We start from the raw sequence: 18,926 nt of genomic DNA, 5'->3' as shown, positions 1-18,926 counted from the left end.
GTCAATATTGCTAAAAACGGTGTTTTTTTAGAAAAATTTAATTATCCTACCCCCCTAAAAGCATCTAAAACGTCGCGTATCTCCCATGCGCAAACGTAATTTTGTGATATAAATCACCATAATTACAACATCATCCATCTAAGAAGAACTAAATGACTAACATCGGCACCAAATTTCTACTTGCTCAAAGGTTTACCTTTGATCCAAATAGTAATTCGCTCGCTGACCAACAAAGCGGCAACGAAGTTGTACGATTAGGAAGCAACGAAAGCCGTATACTCCTGATGTTGGCGGAGAGACCAAACGAAGTTTTAACCCGTAACGAGCTTCACGAGTTTGTTTGGCGTGAGCAAGGTTTTGAGGTGGATGACTCAAGCCTGACTCAAGCGATTTCTACTCTGCGTAAGATGTTGAAGGATTCAACCAAATCTCCAGAGTTTGTTAAAACCGTTCCAAAACGAGGCTATCAACTCATTTGTACTGTTGAACGCCTAAGCCCGCTTTCTTCAGACTCAAGCTCAATTGAAGTTGAAGAACCTGCTTCTGATAACAATGACGCCTCTGCTCATGAGGTAGAAACGATCGTAGAGCCGCCTTTAGCGACGCCTTCTGACGCAATCGTTGAACCAGAAGCGCCAGTAGTACCTGAAAAAGCACCTGTGGCTTCTGCTGTGAATCCTTGGATTCCACGCGTTATTTTATTTTTGGCACTATTACTACCGATTTGCGTACTGCTGTTTACAAACCCTGCGGAATCTCAGTTCCGTCAGATTGGTGAGTATCAGAACGTACCAGTGATGACACCTGTAAATCACCCGCAAATCAACAACTGGTTGCCTTCTATTGAGCAGTGCATTGAACGCTACGTTAAGCACCATGCAGAAGACTCGTTACCAGTGGAAGTAATTGCCACTGGCGGACAAAATAACCAGCTGATTTTGAACTACATTCATGACAGCAACCACTCGTATGAGAACGTGACATTGCGTATTTTCGCAGGTCAAAATGATCCAACAGACATCTGCAAATAAAGGAGGCCAGCATGAAGATTAAAGTAGCATCTGCGGTTTTGGCCGTATCTATCCTTTTCAGTGGTTGGTTGTACTGGGGCAGTGACCTTAAAGTTGAGCAAGTGCTTACATCAAATGAATGGCAGTCAACCATGGTGACTGTGATTACTGATAACTTGCCAGACGATACCGTAGGCCCGTTACGTCGAGTAAATGTGGAGTCGAACGTTAAGTACCTGCCGAATGGCGATTACATTCGCGTGGCAAACATCAAACTGTTCGCACAAGGCTCGACGGCTGAATCGACAATTAATATTTCAGAGAAAGGTCGCTGGGAAGTGAGTGATAACTATCTGCTTGTTTCTCCTTCTGAGTTCAAAGATATTTCCTCTTCTCAATCCAAGGATTTTTCTGAAGCGCAACTACGTTTAATTACTCAAATCTTTAAGCTAGATGCAGAACAAAGCCGCCGAATTGACGTGGTTAATGAGAAGACTCTGCTATTAACTAGCCTAAATCACGGTTCTACGGTACTGTTTAGAAACTGAATTTAATTAGTGATAAGGGGGCAAGATGCCCCCTTAATTTTTTCTCATGGATTGGTTAGACACTTTCACTCTCTTTTTCGGCTCGCTCGTTGCAAATACGTTGGCATCTCTTTCTGGTGGCGGCGCCGGTTTGCTACAGTTTCCTCTACTTATTTTTCTTGGCTTACCGTTCTCCGTTGCACTAGGCACTCATAAAGTGGCTTCTGTTGCTTTAGGCTTAGGAGCTGCAAGCACTCACCTCAAAGCCGGCACCATTAAATTGCCCATCGCCCTTTATCTGATTTTTGTTGGCAGTATAGGCGTTGTGATTGGCGCAAACCTCATCGTTCATATCCCTGATGGTATTGCGGAAAAGATGCTAGGCAGTATGATTCTGGCACTCGGTATTTATTCCCGCTTGAAAAAGCAGCTGGGGCAAACCGAAATCATTAAGCATCGCAATCAATTGGGTTGGATTCTTGGTGGTATTGGCATCATGTTGATAGGCATCGTCAACGGGTCTTTAACCGCTGGGTCTGGGTTGCTTGTCACTCTCTTTCTTGTGCGTTGGTTTGGGTTCGATTACAAACAAGCGGTCGCCTACACCATGATTTGTGTCGGCCTGTTTTGGAATGGTATTGGTGGCGTCGCGGTTGTACAAGCAGGAGCACCGATTCACTGGGCTTGGTTACCAGTATTGTTGTTGAGCTCTTTTCTTGGGGGCAGTTTAGGCGCGTGGGCCGCAACTCGCTATAGCAACCGAGTGATTAAAATTGCGTTCGAAATTCTCACGTTTGCCGTGGGCATCAAATTGCTGGTTTAACCCAGTTAAAAGGAAATTTTCATGGATAAAGCAATCATTGATATTTATTACTGCCGACAATGCAACTGGATGTTGCGTTCGACTTGGCTATCACAAGAGTTGCTGCATACTTTTAGCGAAGAAATCAAAACCATCAGTTTGCATCCAGACACAGGTGGTCGATTCGAGATTTTCTGCAATGGCCAGCAAATTTGGGAACGTAAGAAGGACGGCGGTTTTCCTGAGGCAAAAGTACTAAAACAGCGCGTAAGAGACATCATCGACCCAGAGCGCGATCTCGGTCATTCCGATACAAAATAAGGGAACACTCGGTTCCCTTATTTAAATCATTTTCGTAGCGACTAACCTTAGTTGGTCGTTAAATCGTCGTCTGCGCCAGCACTTCACCTTCTGGCGTTTGAACACTGAGCGTATTCCCATCCAGTAATCCAAAGCTTCTTGGTAAACCGTTACGCGGGAAGGTCATTGAACCGGGGTTAAAGATCACCACCCCCTCTTTCATTTCGGCTACGGGAACATGCGTATGACCATGAGCGATGATGTCACCCTCTCGCAAAGGTGGTCTTTTATCGCTGTTGTACAAATGGCCATGCGTCAGAAAGATTCGCTTACCAGACTCTAGCAATACCCATGCGTAATCCATCATCATTGGGAAGTTCAGCAGCATTTGATCTACTTCGCTGTCACAGTTACCGCGTACGGAAATGATTTGCTGACTGTATTGGTTGAGAAGCTCCGCCACTTGGGGCGGGTTATACCCTTCCGGAATCGGGTTGCGTGGTCCGTGGTTCAACGTGTCACCCAACAGCACCAAATGCTTTGCACCTGATGCTAGGAATAACTTGATGGTTTCTTCGGTTGCTGGCAAAGAGCCATGCAGGTCTGAGGCAAAAAATAGTTTCACGACGTTGTCTCCTCAAAATGTATGAGGCTATTCTACGGCATTCTGACGTATGCTCAACCGACTTCCCGATTACTGATGACGCACAGTCTCAATCAGCATTGGTAGCAAATGGAACCAAGCAAAATATCCAGCACCGACTAAAACTAATGTCCAAAAAACCATCGAAATGAACTTCGACTTCGCTAAATGGTGTAACGGGTCCGGTTCCCCACACCCTGGACATGTGTGAGCACGTTTCGATATTTGTTTCTCACACACAGGGCAAGAGACTAAAGGCATGATTTAAATTCCTCAACTATATGCTTAGGGCACAAAGAATAGCGCCTGTGAAAATATATGCAACACCATTAATAATCAATATCTTAGAGATTGACGCATGTCGCTGACTTGAGAAAAATATTACGCATGTTACTTACACAGTTTAGCCGTCCTCTCTGACCATGCCATTAATCACGATATTGTTGTAACTCACCATGCCGATCACTTCCCCATCTTCAATCACGGGCGCGCGGCTGATCCCAAATCGCTCGAACAGACGAGCACAGTATTTAACGTTCATATTAGGATCGACACACAAAGCAGGCTTAGTCATGATTTCGTAGATATTGGTGCGCTGAGGGGCACGGTTATTTGCCAACACTTTCTTCGCAATATCATTCATTAGCACAATGCCGTATTCGTCGTTGTCATCGCGCTTTTTGACCACCAGCGCTTTCACTTGATACTTCTTTGCTAGAGTAATGCCTTCGTATACGGTCATCAGTCCATCTACCATAACGTAAGTAGCAGCCATGACATCCCTTACTCGTACTATCGTTTGATTACTCATAGTTCATCCTCAACCACCTTGGTCAACGTTTCGACTTGATGCGCAACACCTACGGCATCCTCGATATCAATTTGAATCGCAATCCCCTGCCCCGACTCTCGGTCAAACTCTCCCACTTCATTAATGGTCTCAAGTATGTGCCGAGAAAGGTGCTCTTCCACCACAAAAAGCAGAACATCCTTTTGTACTTCTAGGGTTAATCCAAAAAACGTCCGCTTCTGATTTAAACCTTGACCACGAGCATTATTGATCACGGTCGCCCCCGTTGCTCCTGCATCACGAGCCGCATCGAGCACCTTGTCTGTTTTGCTGTCTTCAACAAACGCGAGTATCAATTTAAAGCGCATTTTCTTCGTCCTCCGAGGTGTCTTTATTAAGCCACTGAGTAATTTGCGCATACCCCATTACGGATATCATTGGAAACAAACTGGCGAAGGCGATAAGCCCAAAGCCATCAATCATCGGATTCCTGCCTGGCACAGTTGACGCTAGTCCCAGCCCAAGCGCCGTCACTAAAGGCACTGTCACGGTAGAGGTGGTGACACCACCTGAATCGTAGGCAAGTGGAATGATCAACTTAGGCGCATAAAAGGTTTGAATCACCACGACGATATACCCCGCAATGATGTAGTAATGAATCGGGTCGCCCACCACAATACGATAGCTGCCAAGCGCGATACCTATCGCTACGCCTAAAGCAACCGCAACTCGTAAGCCATTTACACTAATACTGCCACCAGACACTTGATTGGCTTTGATGGCCACTGCAATCAAAGATGGCTCAGCAATGGTCGTACTAAAGCCGATAAAAAAAGCAAAGGTGTACACCCAATAATAGTCGACCCACTCTAACGCCTGCCCAATAGAGACTTTAAACTCTCGGACGAATTCAGGAGCGGTCAACTGCACCGCCATTGTTTCGCCCAACGGAAACAATGCCATCTCCAAACCGAGTAAAAACAACGATAACCCAACAATGACATACGCAAAACCGAGCAACACTTTTTTGAGGTTATTCACTGGGCGGCGCAGCACAGCCAATTGAAAGCCAAAAATAATCGCCGCAATCGGGATCACATCACGAATGGTGGACAGCAACGTATCTAAGAAATGTTCGAATGAAATCATGTAACGGCCATCCCATAAATCATGACAAACATCATTGGCAGTAAAGAGGCAAACGCAATCAACCCAAAACCATCCACCATAGGGTTACGCCCTTTAATGGCCGAAGCTAACCCCACACCTAATGCCGTCACCAAAGGGACGGTAATCGTTGACGTGGTCACGCCACCCGAGTCGTAAGCAACGCCGATGATCGACTCTGGCGCAAACCAAGTAAGAGTCACAACGCCAACATAACCACCGATGATCATGTAATGAATTGGCCACCCTTTTAAGATGCGCAGCACCCCAATCACAATCGCAATCCCAACAGAAAAAGCCACCGTTATCCGCAGGCCAACGCCATACTCCGTCATGGATTGTTCGGAATTGGGGATCATCCCGCCTTCAGCCGCCACCTCTGAGGCCTCTTCTGCAACAGCAGTCAATGCTGGCTCTGCGATAGTGGTTCCAAACCCCAAGCAAAACGCAAAAATCAATAACCAAAACACACTGCCCTTTCGAGCAAAGGCTTGTGCCATATTTTCGCCAATGGGGAACAAGCCGAGTTCTAGCCCGAAAATAAAAAACGTCAGGCCTAAAATGACCAACAACAAACCAAAAAGAATCGAGACCAAGTTAGGTAAAGGCTCTTGCAGAACCACCAATTGGAAGAAGGTAATAACAATCACAATAGGAAGAAGATCGCGGGCACTGTTAAACAGAGCGCGGAACAAAGCAGTGAGTGCTTCCATGCAAATCCTCCCTTTGACGAACAAGTTATTGGCTCTGAAGGCGAGACCTGTCCAGTGATATCCTTATCATCTACTCTCAGTGTGGCATAAATTTCTACTCACAAACGTGAACAACCTTATGTCACCACTAACATTTGGTTACATTTTCCTAATATGTGAACTGGATGAGCCACCACGAAAATTTATCTGAAAGATGGAAGAACGCATGATAAGCAGCGCTGAACTGATCAAGCGAGGCGCAAAACGACTATAATGTTCTAATATATTGACATTCAAAGAGATGCTATGAAGATATTACTTACAGGTGGAACTGGGTTTATAGGGTCTGAGTTACTCAAACTGCTCACCACTCATCAGATAGTGTTACTGACCCGATCGCCAGACCAAGCCAAACAGCACTTGCAGTACGCTGATTTAGGTAATATCGAGTACCTTGCTTCTCTTGATGAACTCGCCGATCTCAACAACATAGATGCCGTCATCAACCTCGCAGGAGAACCAATCGCAGACAAGCGTTGGACGGAGCAGCAAAAAGAGAAAATTTGCGACAGTCGCTGGAAAATTACCGAGCAAATTGTTGAGCTGATTCACGCCAGTACCGAACCGCCTTCTGTGTTTCTTAGTGGATCTGCTGTCGGTTATTACGGCGACCAGCAGGATCATCCGTTCGATGAGTGTCTTCATGTGAATAACGACGATTTCCCGCATATGGTTTGCGCCAAGTGGGAACAAATCGCCAAACGAGCCGAGTCCGAACAAACCCGCGTTTGCTTTCTCCGGACAGGCGTCGTACTCGGGCTTAATGGCGGAGCACTCGCGAAAATGCTCTTGCCTTACAAATTGGGGTTAGGCGGACCGCTTGGCAATGGCAATCAATACATGCCTTGGATTCATATCCTCGATATGGTTCGTGCCATTATGTACCTGCTTGAAACCCCTCACGCGCATGGTGCCTTCAACATGTGCGCTCCTCACCCTGTGACTAACCGGATATTTAGCCGCACGTTAGCGAAAACACTCAAACGTCCTCATATTCTATTCACACCTAAATGGGTCATGGCATTGGCGATGGGAGAATCAGCATGTTTGTTGTTTGACAGTATGCGAGCCAAACCTAAGAAACTCACCGAGCTCGGCTTTAAATTTAGTTATTCAAGAATAGAACCAGCACTGAAGCACTTGCTTCAAGATAGAAGCTGTTGAATGATAAAGCTTATCTGTCTCTCGCATTAAGCTAACACATGAATAAATCCATCCTCATTACGGGTTGCTCAACGGGCATCGGGTACGTTTGTGCTCATGCACTCCATAAACAAGGCTTTAACGTCATCGCCTCTTGTAGAAAGCTTGATGACGTTCAACGACTCCAATCAGAAGGGTTAACCTGTATCCAGCTCGACCTCGACGACCCAATAAGCATCACTAGTGGCGCAAAACAAGCGATTGAATTGGCTCAAGGCCAGCTTTATGCCCTGTTCAATAACGGCGCATATGGTCAGCCCGGTGCATTAGAAGATCTGCCTACCGAAGCATTGAAAGCGCAATTTCAAACCAACTTTTTTGGTTGGCACCAATTGGTTCAAGAGGTGCTACCCACTATGCGTGCTCAGGGTGAAGGACGCATTATTCAAAACAGTTCCGTCTTGGGTTTTGCCGCAATGAAGTATCGTGGGGCGTACAACGCCTCAAAGTTTGCCCTAGAAGGGTGGACAGATACATTACGGCTCGAACTTGCTGATACCAACATCAAAGTGGCGTTGATAGAGCCCGGCCCCATTGAAACGCAATTTAGACACAACGCTCTGCACGCTTTTGAGCAATGGATTGACGTAGATTCAAGCCCTCACCGTATCGCGTATGAAGGACAGAAAAAGCGTTTAGATAACGATAAATCGAATAATCGATTCGTGCTGCCGGCAGAAGCTTGTATCGAACCCGTTCTTCACGCACTAACCAGCAATAAACCTAAAATTCGCTATCGCATTACGACACCAACCAAGTTGTTTGCGATTTTGAAACGATTATTACCCACTCGTGTCCTCGATAAAATTTTGCGACAAGCTGCATAGAAATATTTTGTCGTAATGTAATTTCATCGTAACAATGTGATGTCATTATGAGCACGTAGGTTAAAAAAACCTCACGCGCTCGAATCAATTTCTTATTAAGTTTATCAATTAAGACTTCCTCTTAAGATTTTGAACTTAAAAAGATTTGGTATCGCCACCCAGTATGTTTTGTACGAATGCGAGGCAACAATGACATTAAATCAGCTGAACTGGCTTAGTGTGGGTGTAGTGTTGACGATGTTCATCCTATTTTGATACCACACCTTGCACGATGCCATGCTCTGCTATCTAACGTGCGAGAACTACCAATTTAATTGCACTTTCGCTTGCAAATAGGATAACGCTGCTTCGGCAGCGTTTTTCCTAATATGCTCGACCCGCTTGATTTTCCATTCAATTAGCTCCATATCTACAGACATCGACCTGAATTAAAAGCAAGGACACTCAGATGCAATCCCCATTTATCGTTGAGTTAACAGAACAGAATTTTAGAGAAGTGCTTGAAGGATCAATGAACACGCCCGTTCTGATTCATTTTTGGGCCAACGCTCAACCAGAAAGCGCACAAGTGCTACCTGAGTTGCAAGCTCTCACTCAACAGTACAATGGTGCTTTTACATTGGCTCTGCTGAACTGTGAAGATCAACCAGCGCTTGCTTCCCAATTTGGTGTGCAAGTACTGCCAACAATCGCGTTGTTTGTTAATGGACAAGCGGTCGATGGCTTAGGAGGGCCTCAACCAATCGAAGCGATTGGCGCAATGCTACAAAAACATTTGCCAAGCCCTGACGAGCAACTATTGAAGCAAGTAAGCGAACTGCTTCAACAAGGCGAACATGCACAAGCTCTGAACGTCATTCAAACGCTGTCAGATGAACTGCAATCACGCGGTGATGTAAAATTAGCGAAAGCCGATTGTTTGCTAGAAACCAAACAATTCGAATTAGCACAAGAGTTGTTAGCAACCATCCCACTGGAGTATCAAGACAACTCTTACAAAAGCTTAATCGCGAAACTGGAACTGCATCAGCAAGCGGCTGAAAGTCCAGAATTAAAGCGCTTGGAACAAGAGTTGGCAGCTAACCCAGACAATTTCGAATTGGCATGTGAGCTAGCAGTACAATACAACCAAGTGGGTCGTGATGAAGAAGCGCTAGAGCTACTTTGGAACATTTTAAAAGTAAACCTAGGCGCGCAAGATGGCGAAGTGAAGAAGACCTTTATGGATATCCTAAGCGCCTTAGGACAAGGCAACGCTATTGCAAGTAAATATCGTCGCCAGCTGTACTCCATCTTGTACTAAACCCAGAGTTCTTCTAAAAATAAGACAATAAAGGCCGGAAATCCGGCCTTTGTTTTACCTAAAATCGCCCCGCTATCGTTTCTTCTCAATATCTTCGATTGTCTACAACCCAAAAATGCGTGAAAATGAATCAGTTATTATGCACTCAAGGGAATAAATCATGCCTATCGATTCACTGATCACTATCGGTATTTTCGTCGTCCTCGCTGTCGTTATCTTGTCTTCAGCCATCAAAACGGTTCCACAAGGAAACAACTGGACAGTTGAACGCTTTGGACGCTACACCCACACATTAAAGCCGGGCTTAAACTTGATCATTCCATTCGTTGATAAAATTGGTCAAAAAGTAAATATGATGGAACGTGTGCTTGATATTCCAGCACAAGAGGTCATTTCAAAAGATAACGCAAACGTGGTGATCGATGCAGTTGGTTTCGTTCAAGTTATCGATGCGGCTAAGGCGGCTTACGAAGTAAACGATTTAGAACACGCGATTCGTAATCTAACGCTAACGAATATTCGTACCGTACTTGGCTCGATGGAACTCGATGAAATGCTGAGCCAACGTGACATGATCAATACCAAGCTGCTAGCGATCGTGGACCAAGCAACAAACCCTTGGGGTGTAAAAGTCACGCGTATTGAAATAAAAGATGTTCAGCCACCAGCCGATCTAACTGCTGCAATGAACGCCCAGATGAAAGCAGAGCGTAATAAACGTGCTGAAATTCTCGAGGCTGAAGGTGTCCGTCAGGCAGAAATCCTCAAAGCAGAAGGTCACAAACAATCGCAGATTTTAAAAGCAGAAGGTGAAAAACAGTCTGCTATCCTCCATGCTGAAGCGCGTGAGCGTGCTGCTCAAGCGGAAGCAAAAGCGACTTACATGGTTTCCGAAGCCATCGCAAAAGGCGATATGCAAGCCGTTAATTACTTCATCGCGCAAGGCTACACAGAAGCTCTCAAGAGTATTGGTCAAGCTGAAAACGGAAAAATCATTATGCTACCTTTGGAAGCAACCGGACTCATGGGCTCTGTTGCGGGCATCGCAGAAATGTTTAAACAACAAAATAAAGATTAGGACCCAGTTATGGACTTGTTCAACCTGCTTGATGGCATAACATTTTGGCACTGGCTTGCATTCGGCTTTGTGCTGCTTGCCGTTGAGCTACTTGGTACAGCGGGTTACTTTCTGTGGTTGGGGTTATCGGCGTTATTCGTGGGAGCGTTATTGGCAGTGCTCCCTTTCGGCTGGCAACTTCAATGGTTATCTTTCGCGACTTTCAGTTTGCTGACAACTTGGTTATGGTGGCGACGCCAGTGGTCAAGAGACAAACAAGATGATCAAACAAGAGATCTCAACCAAAAGTACAAGCAGTTGATTGGCCGCAGCGTGATACTTGAGGAAGATTTTTCAATTGGGTTAAACAGAATTCGCATCGCCGATACCACCTGGTCTGCACAGTGTGAGCAAAATATCCGAGCTGGTACTCGTGTAAAAATCGTCGCGATCGATGGAATAATCCTCATTGTGGAGCCTATTTCTGAGTAATTTATGTCAAAGTAATGAAGTAAAGACTGCTTCATTACTTTCTTTTCTCTCAATTCTTTTTATTTCATCGTGTTATTCAATTTGTCCTTAAAAAATAAGTAATATAAATATTATTAAATTCCATCTTGTAAATCCTATTGATATTCATCAACTAAGAATTAATCAAAAAGATAGTTCACTGCTTCCTGTCATTTTCAATCTAATTTCAATATAAAAAATAAAACAGTGTTGAATTAATTTTTGATCTTTCCAACTCCCTATACATACTTAATCCATAAGCATAAAGGTAAATGCTTATATTTTAGGTAAGTAGAAAAGTCTTTCCTACCGTTTTATTGATAACTGAGTTGGTCCTCACCACACCAAAGGTAGAGCTTGTTCCAGCACGGTTGGGCACACAATGGGAGACACCATTTACTGCGGTATGTGTGAGCGGTATTAAGGTAGTGAGACATGTTTTTGTTTGAGCACTTAGCACGCCAAATACACAAACTTTGGGTAACAGGCGTAATAAAGTCTTAAACGTAGAGGGTGATCGTTATGAAATTATTAGCCGGAATACTATTAATATGTTCAGCTACAATTCCATTTACTATTCAAGCAAATGGCGCTTCAGGAGGAAGAACATTAGCACCTGAAGTGAAATGTGAATTACCAAATGGTAATGTCCACATGCTGCCACCGTTATATTGCAAAATGTATGACGGCAGAGAAGTAAAATAGAAAAAGGAGCCATTAGGCTCCTTTTTGATTATTCACTAATTGATTAGTGGAAGCTGTAAGGGATAAGAACTTGTAGACGTAGGTCTGTCTCGTCCGCGTCGCCAGCACCAGCGTACTCGTCACGCTCTAGGATTGTACCGTGTAGACGGATTGTAGAGCCTTTAAGCGCACCACTCTGTAGAGAGTAAGATACTGTTGCGTTGAATGCGTACTCGCTTTCGTAATCCCAGTCACCAGATGCACCGCTTGCAGCTGAGTCAGCACCAGAACCGTAACCAAAGCCTAGGTAGTAGTTCCAGCCGTTACCTTGGTTGTAAGATAGACGGTTGTACCATGCTAGCTCGCCCGCTTTGTTCCAGTCAGATAGAGCATCCCACCACTGAGACCAAGTACCGTTGTTCATACCGTAAGTATGGATAGTACGTGGAACGAAGTCAGAACGGTTGTCTGTGTCTGTGTAACGTAGTTCAGACATCCATGCTAGCTTGCCGAAAGACTGGTTCAAAGATAGACCAGTGTGGAAACCTAGACCATCGTATTTCACATCGTCATCAACACCGTAGAAGTCAAATGCAAGAGTTGTACGGTCACTTACTGTGTACTTCAAGTAAGCTTTGTAAGATGTGTTGTCAGTTTCGTTGTGGTAGCTAGTCACTTGACCTGCGCCCCAGTCGATACCATTTGCGTATTTAACGCCAGTCGCTTGACCAAGACCAACTTGGAAGAACAAGCTGTCAGTTAGGTTACCGTTTAGACCTAGAGAGTGTAGGTAGCTCCATGAAGTGTCAGACCAAAGCGCTGGTGCGTAGTCATCTTCGTGAAGTAGCCAAGGTGCTGTGAATTGGTCTGCACCGAAGTAGCTTAGGTTGAAGTCGCCTAGCTTAGCGTTTAGTTCGAAGCCACGGTAAGTACCAGGTACAAAGCTCCATACGTTACCAATAGTACCGTTACCACCAGCTTGTAGCATACCTACACGAGCGTTAAAGTTTTCGTTTGCTTTAAATTTAAGCGCAGCTTTGTAAACTTTAAGTTGTTGGCCGTCACCTGCACCCCAGTCTAGGTTGTTACAGGTTGAGATTTCGTTACATAGGTAGCCTTCGTTTGAGTTGTAAAGGCTGTCGTTGTAAAGATCACCAGAGTAGTAAGCCGCAACATCTGCACCAACCCAACCATCGTGGTAGCCAGAAGTGAAGTCTAGGATAGCGTTGTAAGAAGAGTAGTTTAGACGGCTCCAACGGTCACCGTTCTCACCACCAGGTTTACCTGTAGTACGTGTACGTGAACGAGTGTCAACTAAGAACATTGCATTAAGACTAGAGTCATGCATAAATTCGTTCACTTTCTCTACGTATTCACCACCCGCTGCACTTTCAGTCGATGCAGTAGCTGGAGCAACAGCAACAACACCAAACATTGCTGCAGTTAACGCTGAAACCTTAAAAAATTTGTCCATGGAAAAACTCCTAAAAATGGATATAGCTGTATTTTTCTATCTCACCTTTAGTTGGCCGCCGAAGGAGAGAAGTAAATTCCTGATTAAACCTCATTATTTCTAATTTGGTTTTTTTTAGTTCCTGCATACACACCGTGTATCCACGCCATTAAGACTAACTTCGCATCTAAAAACATCCAAACGGAACTTATTTTTTTTCTAAAAAAATATGAGCCACGCCAAAGTTCCATATAAGTTATTGATCCAGATCTTATTTTTAACACTAACACCGAAACATTGAATATATACATTTAAATTCAAACACTTAAATCAACACACAAACATTCAACATGAAGTGCATCGCAGACTTGAATACAAATAAATTCGGATATTCGAAGGGGAGATCCTGATCACTGAAACGCAGAAAACACAAAACCAAGACATACAAACACACTTAATATGCGTAAAGAAAAAGCCCCACAAGCTTTGCCTGTGGGGCTTTTAGTTATTTTTTATCTTTTTTGATAGTGCTTAATTTATCAATTCAAGCAAGTCTTGCTCAGTTTTTATCTCGATGCCCAATTCTTGAGCCTTAGTGAGCTTAGAACCTGCATTTTCACCAGCAAATAAAATATCGGTTTTCTTGGAAACACTGCCAGTGACTTTTGCACCCAAAGATTGCAACGCCTCTTTTGCTTCAGTACGTCCAAGTTGAGATAGTGTACCCGTTAGCACGACAGTTTTACCTTCTAGTGGCAGTTCTGCGCCTTGCTCAGGTGCACTAACTTCTGGCCAGTGGATACCTTGCACAAGGAGATCTTGAACAACAGCTTGGTTTTTCTCTTCTTCAAAGAAAGTCGTAATGTGCTTCGCAACTACCACACCAATATCTTGAACAGCAATAAGTTGCTCTTCCGTTGCAGCTTGAATCGCTTCCAGTGATTTAAAGTGTTGAGCTAGGTTTGCCGCCGTTGCCTCGCCCACTTCTCGAATACCTAGCGAGTATAAGAAACGTGGCAAGGTTGTTAACTTCGATTTTTCTAACGCATTAACAATGTTTTGAGCAGATTTTGGCCCCATGCGCTCCAATACGGTTAACACGCCAGCCGAAAGCTTGAACAGATCGGCAGGGGTTTCTACCATTTCACGATCGACCAATTGCTCGATAACTTTGTCACCTAAACCATCAACATCCAACGCTTTACGTGAGACGAAGTGCTTGAGCGCTTGCTTACGTTGAGCTTGACAGACCAAACCGCCAGTACATCGAGTCACCGCCTCCCCTTCGATACGCTCTACGTGCGAACCACAAACAGGACACTGAGTTGGGAAAATAATATCTCGCGCCGTTTCTGGTCGACGCTCTTTGATGACAGAAACCACTTGAGGAATCACATCGCCAGCACGACGAATCACGACCTGATCACCAATCTTTACTTGAAGGCGCTCAATTTCATCCGCATTATGCAGCGTTGCGTTACTCACCGTCACGCCACCAACAAACACGGGCTCTAACTTAGCAACCGGAGTGATCGCTCCCGTTCGGCCAACTTGGAACTCAACTTCATTCAATGTTGTGATTTCTTCTTGAGCCGGGAATTTGTATGCGATCGCCCAACGTGGAGCGCGAGCAACAAAACCCAGGCGCTCTTGAACGGCAATATCGTCAATTTTGATCACGACTCCGTCAATTTCGTAAGGTAATGCATCACGACGCTGCAGAATGTCTTGATAATAAGTTTTTACGTCTGCCAAACTGTCGACTCGCTTGGTCTCTGGACACATTGGCAGTCCCCAAGATTTTATCTGTAGAAAACGCTCATAGTGACTGGCTGCCAAATCAGCCCCTTGCACAACTCCAACACTGTATGCGTAGAAGCTAAGTGGGCGCGAAGCCGTAATACGCGAATCTAATTGACGTAGACTGCCTGCTGCTGCATTGCGAGGGTTCACAAACACTTTTTCGCCCTTCTGACGCGCAAGCTCATTCAACTTTTCAAAGCCCGCTTTCGGCATAAACACTTCACCACGAACCTCAAGACGAGCTGGCCAGTCATCACCCCTCAGCTTCAGAGGAATGGCATTAATGGTGCGCACGTTTTCAGTGATGTTTTCACCCGTAGTACCATCACCACGCGTTGCCGCTTGAACTAAAATACCGTTTTCATACAACAGACTCACGGCTAAGCCATCTAGCTTTGGTTCACAACAATACTGCTTAATGCTTTCTCCACCGATTCGGTCTTGAGCACGTTTATGAAAGCTGTCGAGTTCACTGTCGTCGAATGCGTTATCCAATGACAACATTGGGACTTCGTGTGTCACCTGACTAAATTCAGAAAGCGGCTTACCACCCACTCGCTGACTTGGCGAATCAACCGTCACTAAATCAGGATGTTGAGCTTCAATTTCTAGCAGTTCACGCATTAGGCGATCGTATTCTGCATCTGGAATCTCTGGATTATCTTCCACGTAGTAGCGAACGGCGTGGTAGTGCAACGACTCTTTGAGTTCTTCTAGCCGTTGATGTACTGATTCAGACATAGTAAAGCCCCGTATATTGTCAATCGATGAGGTTGGGAATCCATGAAAAAGGGCTCCAATCGGAGCCCTTTTATAATTGGGTAGTAAGATTATGCGTTAGCCGCATTAAACTCAACTATTTGGCGTCGATAAGCAGCTAAACGGTCAGGAGTCATTAAGTTTCTCTTGTCATCGAGAACATTCCCTCCCATATCATCCGCAATCTGCTGCGCAGTTCTCAACATCAAGTTGAAGTTTTGCTCAGCTTCGCCATAGCAAGGCAACGTCATAAAGAAGGAAATGCCTTTCGTCGAAAACTCTGCGGGATCACCATGCTCAAGTGTGCCCGGATGCATCATGTTAGCCACACTGAACAGCACTTTACCGTTACCAGATAAATCAACATGACGATGGAAGATATGCATCTCGCCATAGATAAGACCATTTTGCTGCATACTGTCAAAAAGTTCCGTGCCAATAAATGGTTCTTCGCCCGCACAATGAACATTCAACACGATCACTTGCATTTCCGGCTCTGGCTTTGGCTCTTCTGGTTGTTCAACAACGGCAGGAGCCACTTCTTCAACCATTTCCATCTCTTGTTTAGACGCATCAAATGCAGAAGGCATGATCTCTTCTTCAATCACCTCTTGCATTGGCTCTTCGACTTCAGACGGCTGAATTGCTACATCTTCAACATCGTTTTTCATCGCGACAAAAGAAGGGATTTCCTCAGCTTCTTCTTTTACAGAAGGCTTTTCTTCTGCCACACCTCCAAGCAAAGGATCTGCCTCAAACTTACTATCAAACGTATTTTCCATCCCAAAGTCTGGTTCTTTGCGATCTTTACGGATGATTTCGAAATCGTCTTCAGGGGCAGGAGCGAAACTGCGCTCTTGCTCAACCGAATCTTTATCTCCTTGGTCAACATCCAGCTTACCAAGTGGCTTGTTGCCAAATTTTGCTTTGCCTTCTTTCTTACTGCTCCACAAACCATGAAACAGCAATGCCGCGATGGCTAATGCGCCAACAACAATGAGTACGAATCGCAATTCCTGCATTATTTACTCTCAATATACCTGTTTTTACTACTCGCAATTCCTTGAGCAGCAACCCAAGTGCAATAAATCTGAATGATACGTTTACTTTACCAAAACTATATGTAGGTTTAGAACAACTTAATGCAAGAAGTTCCGTTTTTTGTTGTGATTCTTGCCACGATTCCACTTTGCAAGACCCTAATTGTTAGGGCATTGAAAGAAAATCATCGACAGGTACAATGAGTTCTCACTCACACGAAAATATTGGATATGAAGATTAACAATCAGCAACGAACCGGATTCGGTTACTTCCTATACGGAATTCAATTGGCGCTCTCTCCAGAGATAAGACGTTTTGTCGTGTTACCACTTTTAGCAAATATTATTCTCGTGGGTGGGGCTATCTTCTATCTATTCTCCCACTTGAACATGTGGATTGAAGGTTGGATTGGACAGTTACCAGAGTTTCTCTCTTGGCTCACGTATATCTTGTGGCCCCTACTTGCTCTAACGATACTGGCCACCTTCTCTTATTTCTTTAGCACGTTAGCCAACTTTATTGCCGCTCCCTTCAACGGGCTGTTAGCAGAAAAAGTTGAAGAGACGCTAACCGGAAAAAAAATTAATGACGACGGCTTTACGGCTGTTCTAAAAGATGTGCCTCGCGTACTTGCTCGCGAATGGAGAAAACTGCTTTATATACTGCCTAAAGCAATTGGCTTGTTTTTGCTCTTACTTATCCCGGCACTAGGGCAAACTGTTGGCCCGGTTTTATGGTTTATCTTTACCGCGTGGATGCTCGCGATTCAATATTGTGATTACCCGTTCGATAACCACAAAATTCCGTTCAACGGCATGCGTTACAAATTGAAACAAAAGCAAGGTAAAGCCTATGGCTTTGGTGTGTTGGTTTCATTATTCACAACGATTCCAATTTTGAACCTTATCGTCATGCCTGTTGCAATATGCGGTGCGACCGCCATGTGGGTGGCAGAGTTTAAACATCAGCGCTAGGTCAAATTTAGTGAAAGGGAAGGCTGTTCGATGCGCTTCCCTTTCTTTTTACTAAATTCTCGGCCAACCTAATAAGATATAACTTTTTAATCCTTTTCCCTTTTTTTTATACCGCATATTCTTCTATCCATATTCACACAACGTGTAATGAAGGAACATCACTATGAGCAAAATCTACGAAGATAACTCTCTTACCATTGGTAATACGCCCCTAGTTCGCCTAAACAAAGTGAGCAAAGGTAACGTTCTAGCGAAAATTGAAGCACGCAACCCAAGCTTCAGTGTTAAGTGCCGTATCGGTGCAAACATGATTTGGGAAGCAGAAAAAGCTGGCACTTTAAAGCCAGGCGTAGAGCTGGTAGAACCAACCAGTGGTAACACAGGTATCGCATTAGCGTTCGTAGCAGCCGCTCGCGGTTACAAATTGACTCTAACTATGCCTGAATCAATGAGCCTTGAGCGCCGCAAGCTACTTAAAGCACTAGGCGCAAACCTTGAGCTAACTGAAGCAGCGAAAGGCATGAAAGGCGCAATTGCTAAAGCAGAAGAGATCGTAGCAAGCAATCCTGAAAAATACCTTCTTCTACAACAGTTCAACAACCCTGCTAACCCGCAAATTCACGAGAAAACAACTGGCCCTGAAATCTGGGATGCGACAGACGGTGAAATCGATGTGCTAGTAGCAGGCGTTGGTACGGGTGGCACTATCACTGGTACAAGCCGTTACATTAAAGGTGAGAAAGGTAAAGCGATCACTTCTGTTGCTGTAGAACCTGCAGAATCACCAGTAATCGCGCAAGCACTAGCAGGCGAAGAAATTCAACCAGCACCACACAAAATCCAAGGTATCGGTGCAGGTTTCATTCCTGGAAACCTAGATTTGGACATTATCGACCGAGTTGAGCCAGTGACTTCTGAAGAAGCAATTGAGATGGCTCGTCGACTAATGGAAGAAGAAGGCATCCTTGCGGGCATCTCTTCAGGCGCCGCTGTCGTTGCTGCGAACCGAATTGCAGAACTACCTGAATTTGAAGGAAAAACCATCGTAACAATTCTGCCAAGCTCTGGTGAACGCTACCTAAGTACGGCGCTATTTGCTGGTATCTTTACCGAAAAAGAGAACCAACAATAATATGTGGTCAAATCAATTTTTCGTCTAAAAAAGCCCCGTTCAGGGGCTTTTTTGTTGATCCCTGCCCTACCTTTGGTAATATCAGGGTGTTTTATTTCTAGCTTCAAAATAAAGAAGCAGAACACAAAAAGGTTTCAAAGTAATTGCGCACGCAAACAGTTGCGTAGTTACCAAACTTTTGACTAGTAT

General features: G+C 44.6%; 21 protein-coding genes. 12 read left to right on the top strand and 9 right to left on the bottom strand.

The genetic code is table 11. The annotated features are described in order from the left end of the window. The first annotated feature begins 152 nt into the window (after window positions 1-152). The 4 genes from toxR to DYB02_RS05405 are packed head-to-tail and all read left to right on the top strand — an operon-like array spanning window position 153 to window position 2,660. Window positions 153-1,031, top strand: a complete 879-nt coding sequence (gene toxR / locus DYB02_RS05420) for a transcriptional regulator ToxR (protein ID WP_029804710.1) — start codon at window positions 153-155, stop codon at window positions 1,029-1,031. An 11-nt stretch (window positions 1,032-1,042) separates the two neighbouring features. Continuing rightward, window positions 1,043-1,558 carry a transmembrane regulator ToxS gene (gene toxS / locus DYB02_RS05415; protein ID WP_005454545.1) on the top strand — a complete coding sequence of 172 codons (516 nt, stop codon included), beginning with the start codon at window positions 1,043-1,045 and terminating at the stop codon, window positions 1,556-1,558. A gap of 46 nt (window positions 1,559-1,604) precedes the next feature. Continuing rightward, complete coding sequence (locus DYB02_RS05410) at window positions 1,605-2,360, top strand: sulfite exporter TauE/SafE family protein (RefSeq protein WP_025504342.1); 756 nt, start codon at window positions 1,605-1,607, stop codon at window positions 2,358-2,360. 21 nt (window positions 2,361-2,381) lie between these two features. Further along, window positions 2,382-2,660, top strand: a complete 279-nt coding sequence (locus tag DYB02_RS05405) for an Rdx family protein (RefSeq protein WP_029804709.1) — start codon at window positions 2,382-2,384, stop codon at window positions 2,658-2,660. Window positions 2,661-2,718: 58 nt separating this feature from the next. On the opposite strand, the gene yfcE is transcribed toward DYB02_RS05405, so the two are convergent. The 6 genes from yfcE to DYB02_RS05375 all read right to left on the bottom strand — a co-directional run bounded on the left by yfcE (window position 2,719) and on the right by DYB02_RS05375 (window position 5,952). Next, complete coding sequence (gene yfcE, locus DYB02_RS05400) at window positions 2,719-3,264, bottom strand: phosphodiesterase (RefSeq protein WP_021453881.1); 546 nt, start codon at window positions 3,262-3,264, stop codon at window positions 2,719-2,721. Window positions 3,265-3,333: 69 nt separating this feature from the next. Next, complete coding sequence (locus DYB02_RS25870) at window positions 3,334-3,543, bottom strand: hypothetical protein (protein ID WP_011105727.1); 210 nt, start codon at window positions 3,541-3,543, stop codon at window positions 3,334-3,336. A gap of 142 nt (window positions 3,544-3,685) precedes the next feature. Continuing rightward, window positions 3,686-4,093 (bottom strand): CBS domain-containing protein, encoded by a 408-nt coding sequence (locus DYB02_RS05390; protein ID WP_025442175.1) that lies wholly within the window; start codon window positions 4,091-4,093, stop codon window positions 3,686-3,688. Beyond that, the gene (locus DYB02_RS05385; RefSeq protein ID WP_005382084.1) at window positions 4,090-4,440 is read right to left on the bottom strand and encodes a P-II family nitrogen regulator; all 351 of its coding nucleotides are present in this window, start codon (window positions 4,438-4,440) and stop codon (window positions 4,090-4,092) included. Before DYB02_RS05385 ends, DYB02_RS05390 begins: the two co-directional genes overlap by 4 nt. Beyond that, the gene (locus DYB02_RS05380) at window positions 4,430-5,221 is read right to left on the bottom strand and encodes a DUF1538 domain-containing protein (protein ID WP_005454529.1); all 792 of its coding nucleotides are present in this window, start codon (window positions 5,219-5,221) and stop codon (window positions 4,430-4,432) included. Before DYB02_RS05380 ends, DYB02_RS05385 begins: the two co-directional genes overlap by 11 nt. After that, on the bottom strand, window positions 5,218-5,952 hold the full coding sequence (locus DYB02_RS05375; RefSeq protein ID WP_005478515.1) for a DUF1538 domain-containing protein: 735 nt from the start codon (window positions 5,950-5,952) through the stop codon (window positions 5,218-5,220). Before DYB02_RS05375 ends, DYB02_RS05380 begins: the two co-directional genes overlap by 4 nt. A 285-nt stretch (window positions 5,953-6,237) precedes the next feature. On the opposite strand from DYB02_RS05375, the gene DYB02_RS05370 reads away from it, so the two are divergent. The 6 genes from DYB02_RS05370 to DYB02_RS25625 all read left to right on the top strand — a co-directional run bounded on the left by DYB02_RS05370 (window position 6,238) and on the right by DYB02_RS25625 (window position 11,596). Continuing rightward, window positions 6,238-7,155, top strand: a complete 918-nt coding sequence (locus DYB02_RS05370) for a TIGR01777 family oxidoreductase (RefSeq protein WP_020840238.1) — start codon at window positions 6,238-6,240, stop codon at window positions 7,153-7,155. Window positions 7,156-7,193: 38 nt separating this feature from the next. After that, the gene (locus DYB02_RS05365) at window positions 7,194-8,021 is read left to right on the top strand and encodes an SDR family oxidoreductase (protein WP_029804708.1); all 828 of its coding nucleotides are present in this window, start codon (window positions 7,194-7,196) and stop codon (window positions 8,019-8,021) included. A 448-nt stretch (window positions 8,022-8,469) separates the two neighbouring features. Next, a complete protein-coding gene (locus DYB02_RS05355; protein ID WP_005454528.1) occupies window positions 8,470-9,324 on the top strand; it encodes a thioredoxin family protein in 855 nt (284 codons plus the stop codon). 160 nt (window positions 9,325-9,484) lie between these two features. Next, the gene (locus tag DYB02_RS05350) at window positions 9,485-10,402 is read left to right on the top strand and encodes an SPFH domain-containing protein (RefSeq protein ID WP_005454552.1); all 918 of its coding nucleotides are present in this window, start codon (window positions 9,485-9,487) and stop codon (window positions 10,400-10,402) included. Between the two features lie 9 nt (window positions 10,403-10,411). Beyond that, window positions 10,412-10,873 (top strand): NfeD family protein, encoded by a 462-nt coding sequence (locus DYB02_RS05345; protein WP_025552202.1) that lies wholly within the window; start codon window positions 10,412-10,414, stop codon window positions 10,871-10,873. A gap of 540 nt (window positions 10,874-11,413) precedes the next feature. Continuing rightward, on the top strand, window positions 11,414-11,596 hold the full coding sequence (locus DYB02_RS25625; RefSeq protein WP_071651861.1) for a hypothetical protein: 183 nt from the start codon (window positions 11,414-11,416) through the stop codon (window positions 11,594-11,596). Between the two features lie 43 nt (window positions 11,597-11,639). Here the strand turns inward: DYB02_RS25625 and DYB02_RS05335 are convergent, their stop codons facing one another. The 3 genes from DYB02_RS05335 to zipA all read right to left on the bottom strand — a co-directional run bounded on the left by DYB02_RS05335 (window position 11,640) and on the right by zipA (window position 16,612). Continuing rightward, the gene (locus tag DYB02_RS05335) at window positions 11,640-13,049 is read right to left on the bottom strand and encodes an OprD family porin (RefSeq protein WP_005454568.1); all 1,410 of its coding nucleotides are present in this window, start codon (window positions 13,047-13,049) and stop codon (window positions 11,640-11,642) included. Window positions 13,050-13,559: 510 nt separating this feature from the next. Further along, entirely contained in the window at window positions 13,560-15,572 is a 2,013-nt protein-coding gene (gene ligA / locus DYB02_RS05320) for an NAD-dependent DNA ligase LigA (RefSeq protein WP_029845682.1), read from the bottom strand. Between the two features lie 89 nt (window positions 15,573-15,661). Then, complete coding sequence (gene zipA / locus DYB02_RS05315) at window positions 15,662-16,612, bottom strand: cell division protein ZipA (RefSeq protein WP_021823445.1); 951 nt, start codon at window positions 16,610-16,612, stop codon at window positions 15,662-15,664. Window positions 16,613-16,861: 249 nt separating this feature from the next. On the opposite strand from zipA, the gene cysZ reads away from it, so the two are divergent. Further along, complete coding sequence (gene cysZ / locus DYB02_RS05310) at window positions 16,862-17,605, top strand: sulfate transporter CysZ (protein ID WP_029806031.1); 744 nt, start codon at window positions 16,862-16,864, stop codon at window positions 17,603-17,605. Between the two features lie 163 nt (window positions 17,606-17,768). Next, a complete protein-coding gene (cysK, locus tag DYB02_RS05305; protein WP_005489833.1) occupies window positions 17,769-18,737 on the top strand; it encodes a cysteine synthase A in 969 nt (322 codons plus the stop codon). Window positions 18,738-18,926: the final 189 nt, after the last annotated feature.

Source organism: Vibrio parahaemolyticus (assembly GCF_900460535.1).
Classification (GTDB): domain Bacteria; phylum Pseudomonadota; class Gammaproteobacteria; order Enterobacterales; family Vibrionaceae; genus Vibrio; species Vibrio parahaemolyticus.
This window is presented reverse-complemented; position numbering and strand designations above follow the sequence as displayed.

Coding starts and splice junctions, on each gene's coding strand:
- toxR (WP_029804710.1), top strand. CDS start 153: ATGACTAACATCGGCACCAAATTTCTACTTGCTCAAAGGTTTACCTTT.
- toxS (WP_005454545.1), top strand. CDS start 1,043: ATGAAGATTAAAGTAGCATCTGCGGTTTTGGCCGTATCTATCCTTTTC.
- DYB02_RS05410 (WP_025504342.1), top strand. CDS start 1,605: ATGGATTGGTTAGACACTTTCACTCTCTTTTTCGGCTCGCTCGTTGCA.
- DYB02_RS05405 (WP_029804709.1), top strand. CDS start 2,382: ATGGATAAAGCAATCATTGATATTTATTACTGCCGACAATGCAACTGG.
- DYB02_RS25870 (WP_011105727.1), bottom strand. CDS start 3,543: ATGCCTTTAGTCTCTTGCCCTGTGTGTGAGAAACAAATATCGAAACGT.
- DYB02_RS05390 (WP_025442175.1), bottom strand. CDS start 4,093: ATGAGTAATCAAACGATAGTACGAGTAAGGGATGTCATGGCTGCTACT.
- DYB02_RS05385 (WP_005382084.1), bottom strand. CDS start 4,440: ATGCGCTTTAAATTGATACTCGCGTTTGTTGAAGACAGCAAAACAGAC.
- DYB02_RS05380 (WP_005454529.1), bottom strand. CDS start 5,221: ATGATTTCATTCGAACATTTCTTAGATACGTTGCTGTCCACCATTCGT.
- DYB02_RS05375 (WP_005478515.1), bottom strand. CDS start 5,952: ATGGAAGCACTCACTGCTTTGTTCCGCGCTCTGTTTAACAGTGCCCGC.
- DYB02_RS05370 (WP_020840238.1), top strand. CDS start 6,238: ATGAAGATATTACTTACAGGTGGAACTGGGTTTATAGGGTCTGAGTTA.
- DYB02_RS05365 (WP_029804708.1), top strand. CDS start 7,194: ATGAATAAATCCATCCTCATTACGGGTTGCTCAACGGGCATCGGGTAC.
- DYB02_RS05355 (WP_005454528.1), top strand. CDS start 8,470: ATGCAATCCCCATTTATCGTTGAGTTAACAGAACAGAATTTTAGAGAA.
- DYB02_RS05350 (WP_005454552.1), top strand. CDS start 9,485: ATGCCTATCGATTCACTGATCACTATCGGTATTTTCGTCGTCCTCGCT.
- DYB02_RS05345 (WP_025552202.1), top strand. CDS start 10,412: ATGGACTTGTTCAACCTGCTTGATGGCATAACATTTTGGCACTGGCTT.
- DYB02_RS25625 (WP_071651861.1), top strand. CDS start 11,414: ATGAAATTATTAGCCGGAATACTATTAATATGTTCAGCTACAATTCCA.
- DYB02_RS05335 (WP_005454568.1), bottom strand. CDS start 13,049: ATGGACAAATTTTTTAAGGTTTCAGCGTTAACTGCAGCAATGTTTGGT.
- ligA (WP_029845682.1), bottom strand. CDS start 15,572: ATGTCTGAATCAGTACATCAACGGCTAGAAGAACTCAAAGAGTCGTTG.
- zipA (WP_021823445.1), bottom strand. CDS start 16,612: ATGCAGGAATTGCGATTCGTACTCATTGTTGTTGGCGCATTAGCCATC.
- cysZ (WP_029806031.1), top strand. CDS start 16,862: ATGAAGATTAACAATCAGCAACGAACCGGATTCGGTTACTTCCTATAC.
- cysK (WP_005489833.1), top strand. CDS start 17,769: ATGAGCAAAATCTACGAAGATAACTCTCTTACCATTGGTAATACGCCC.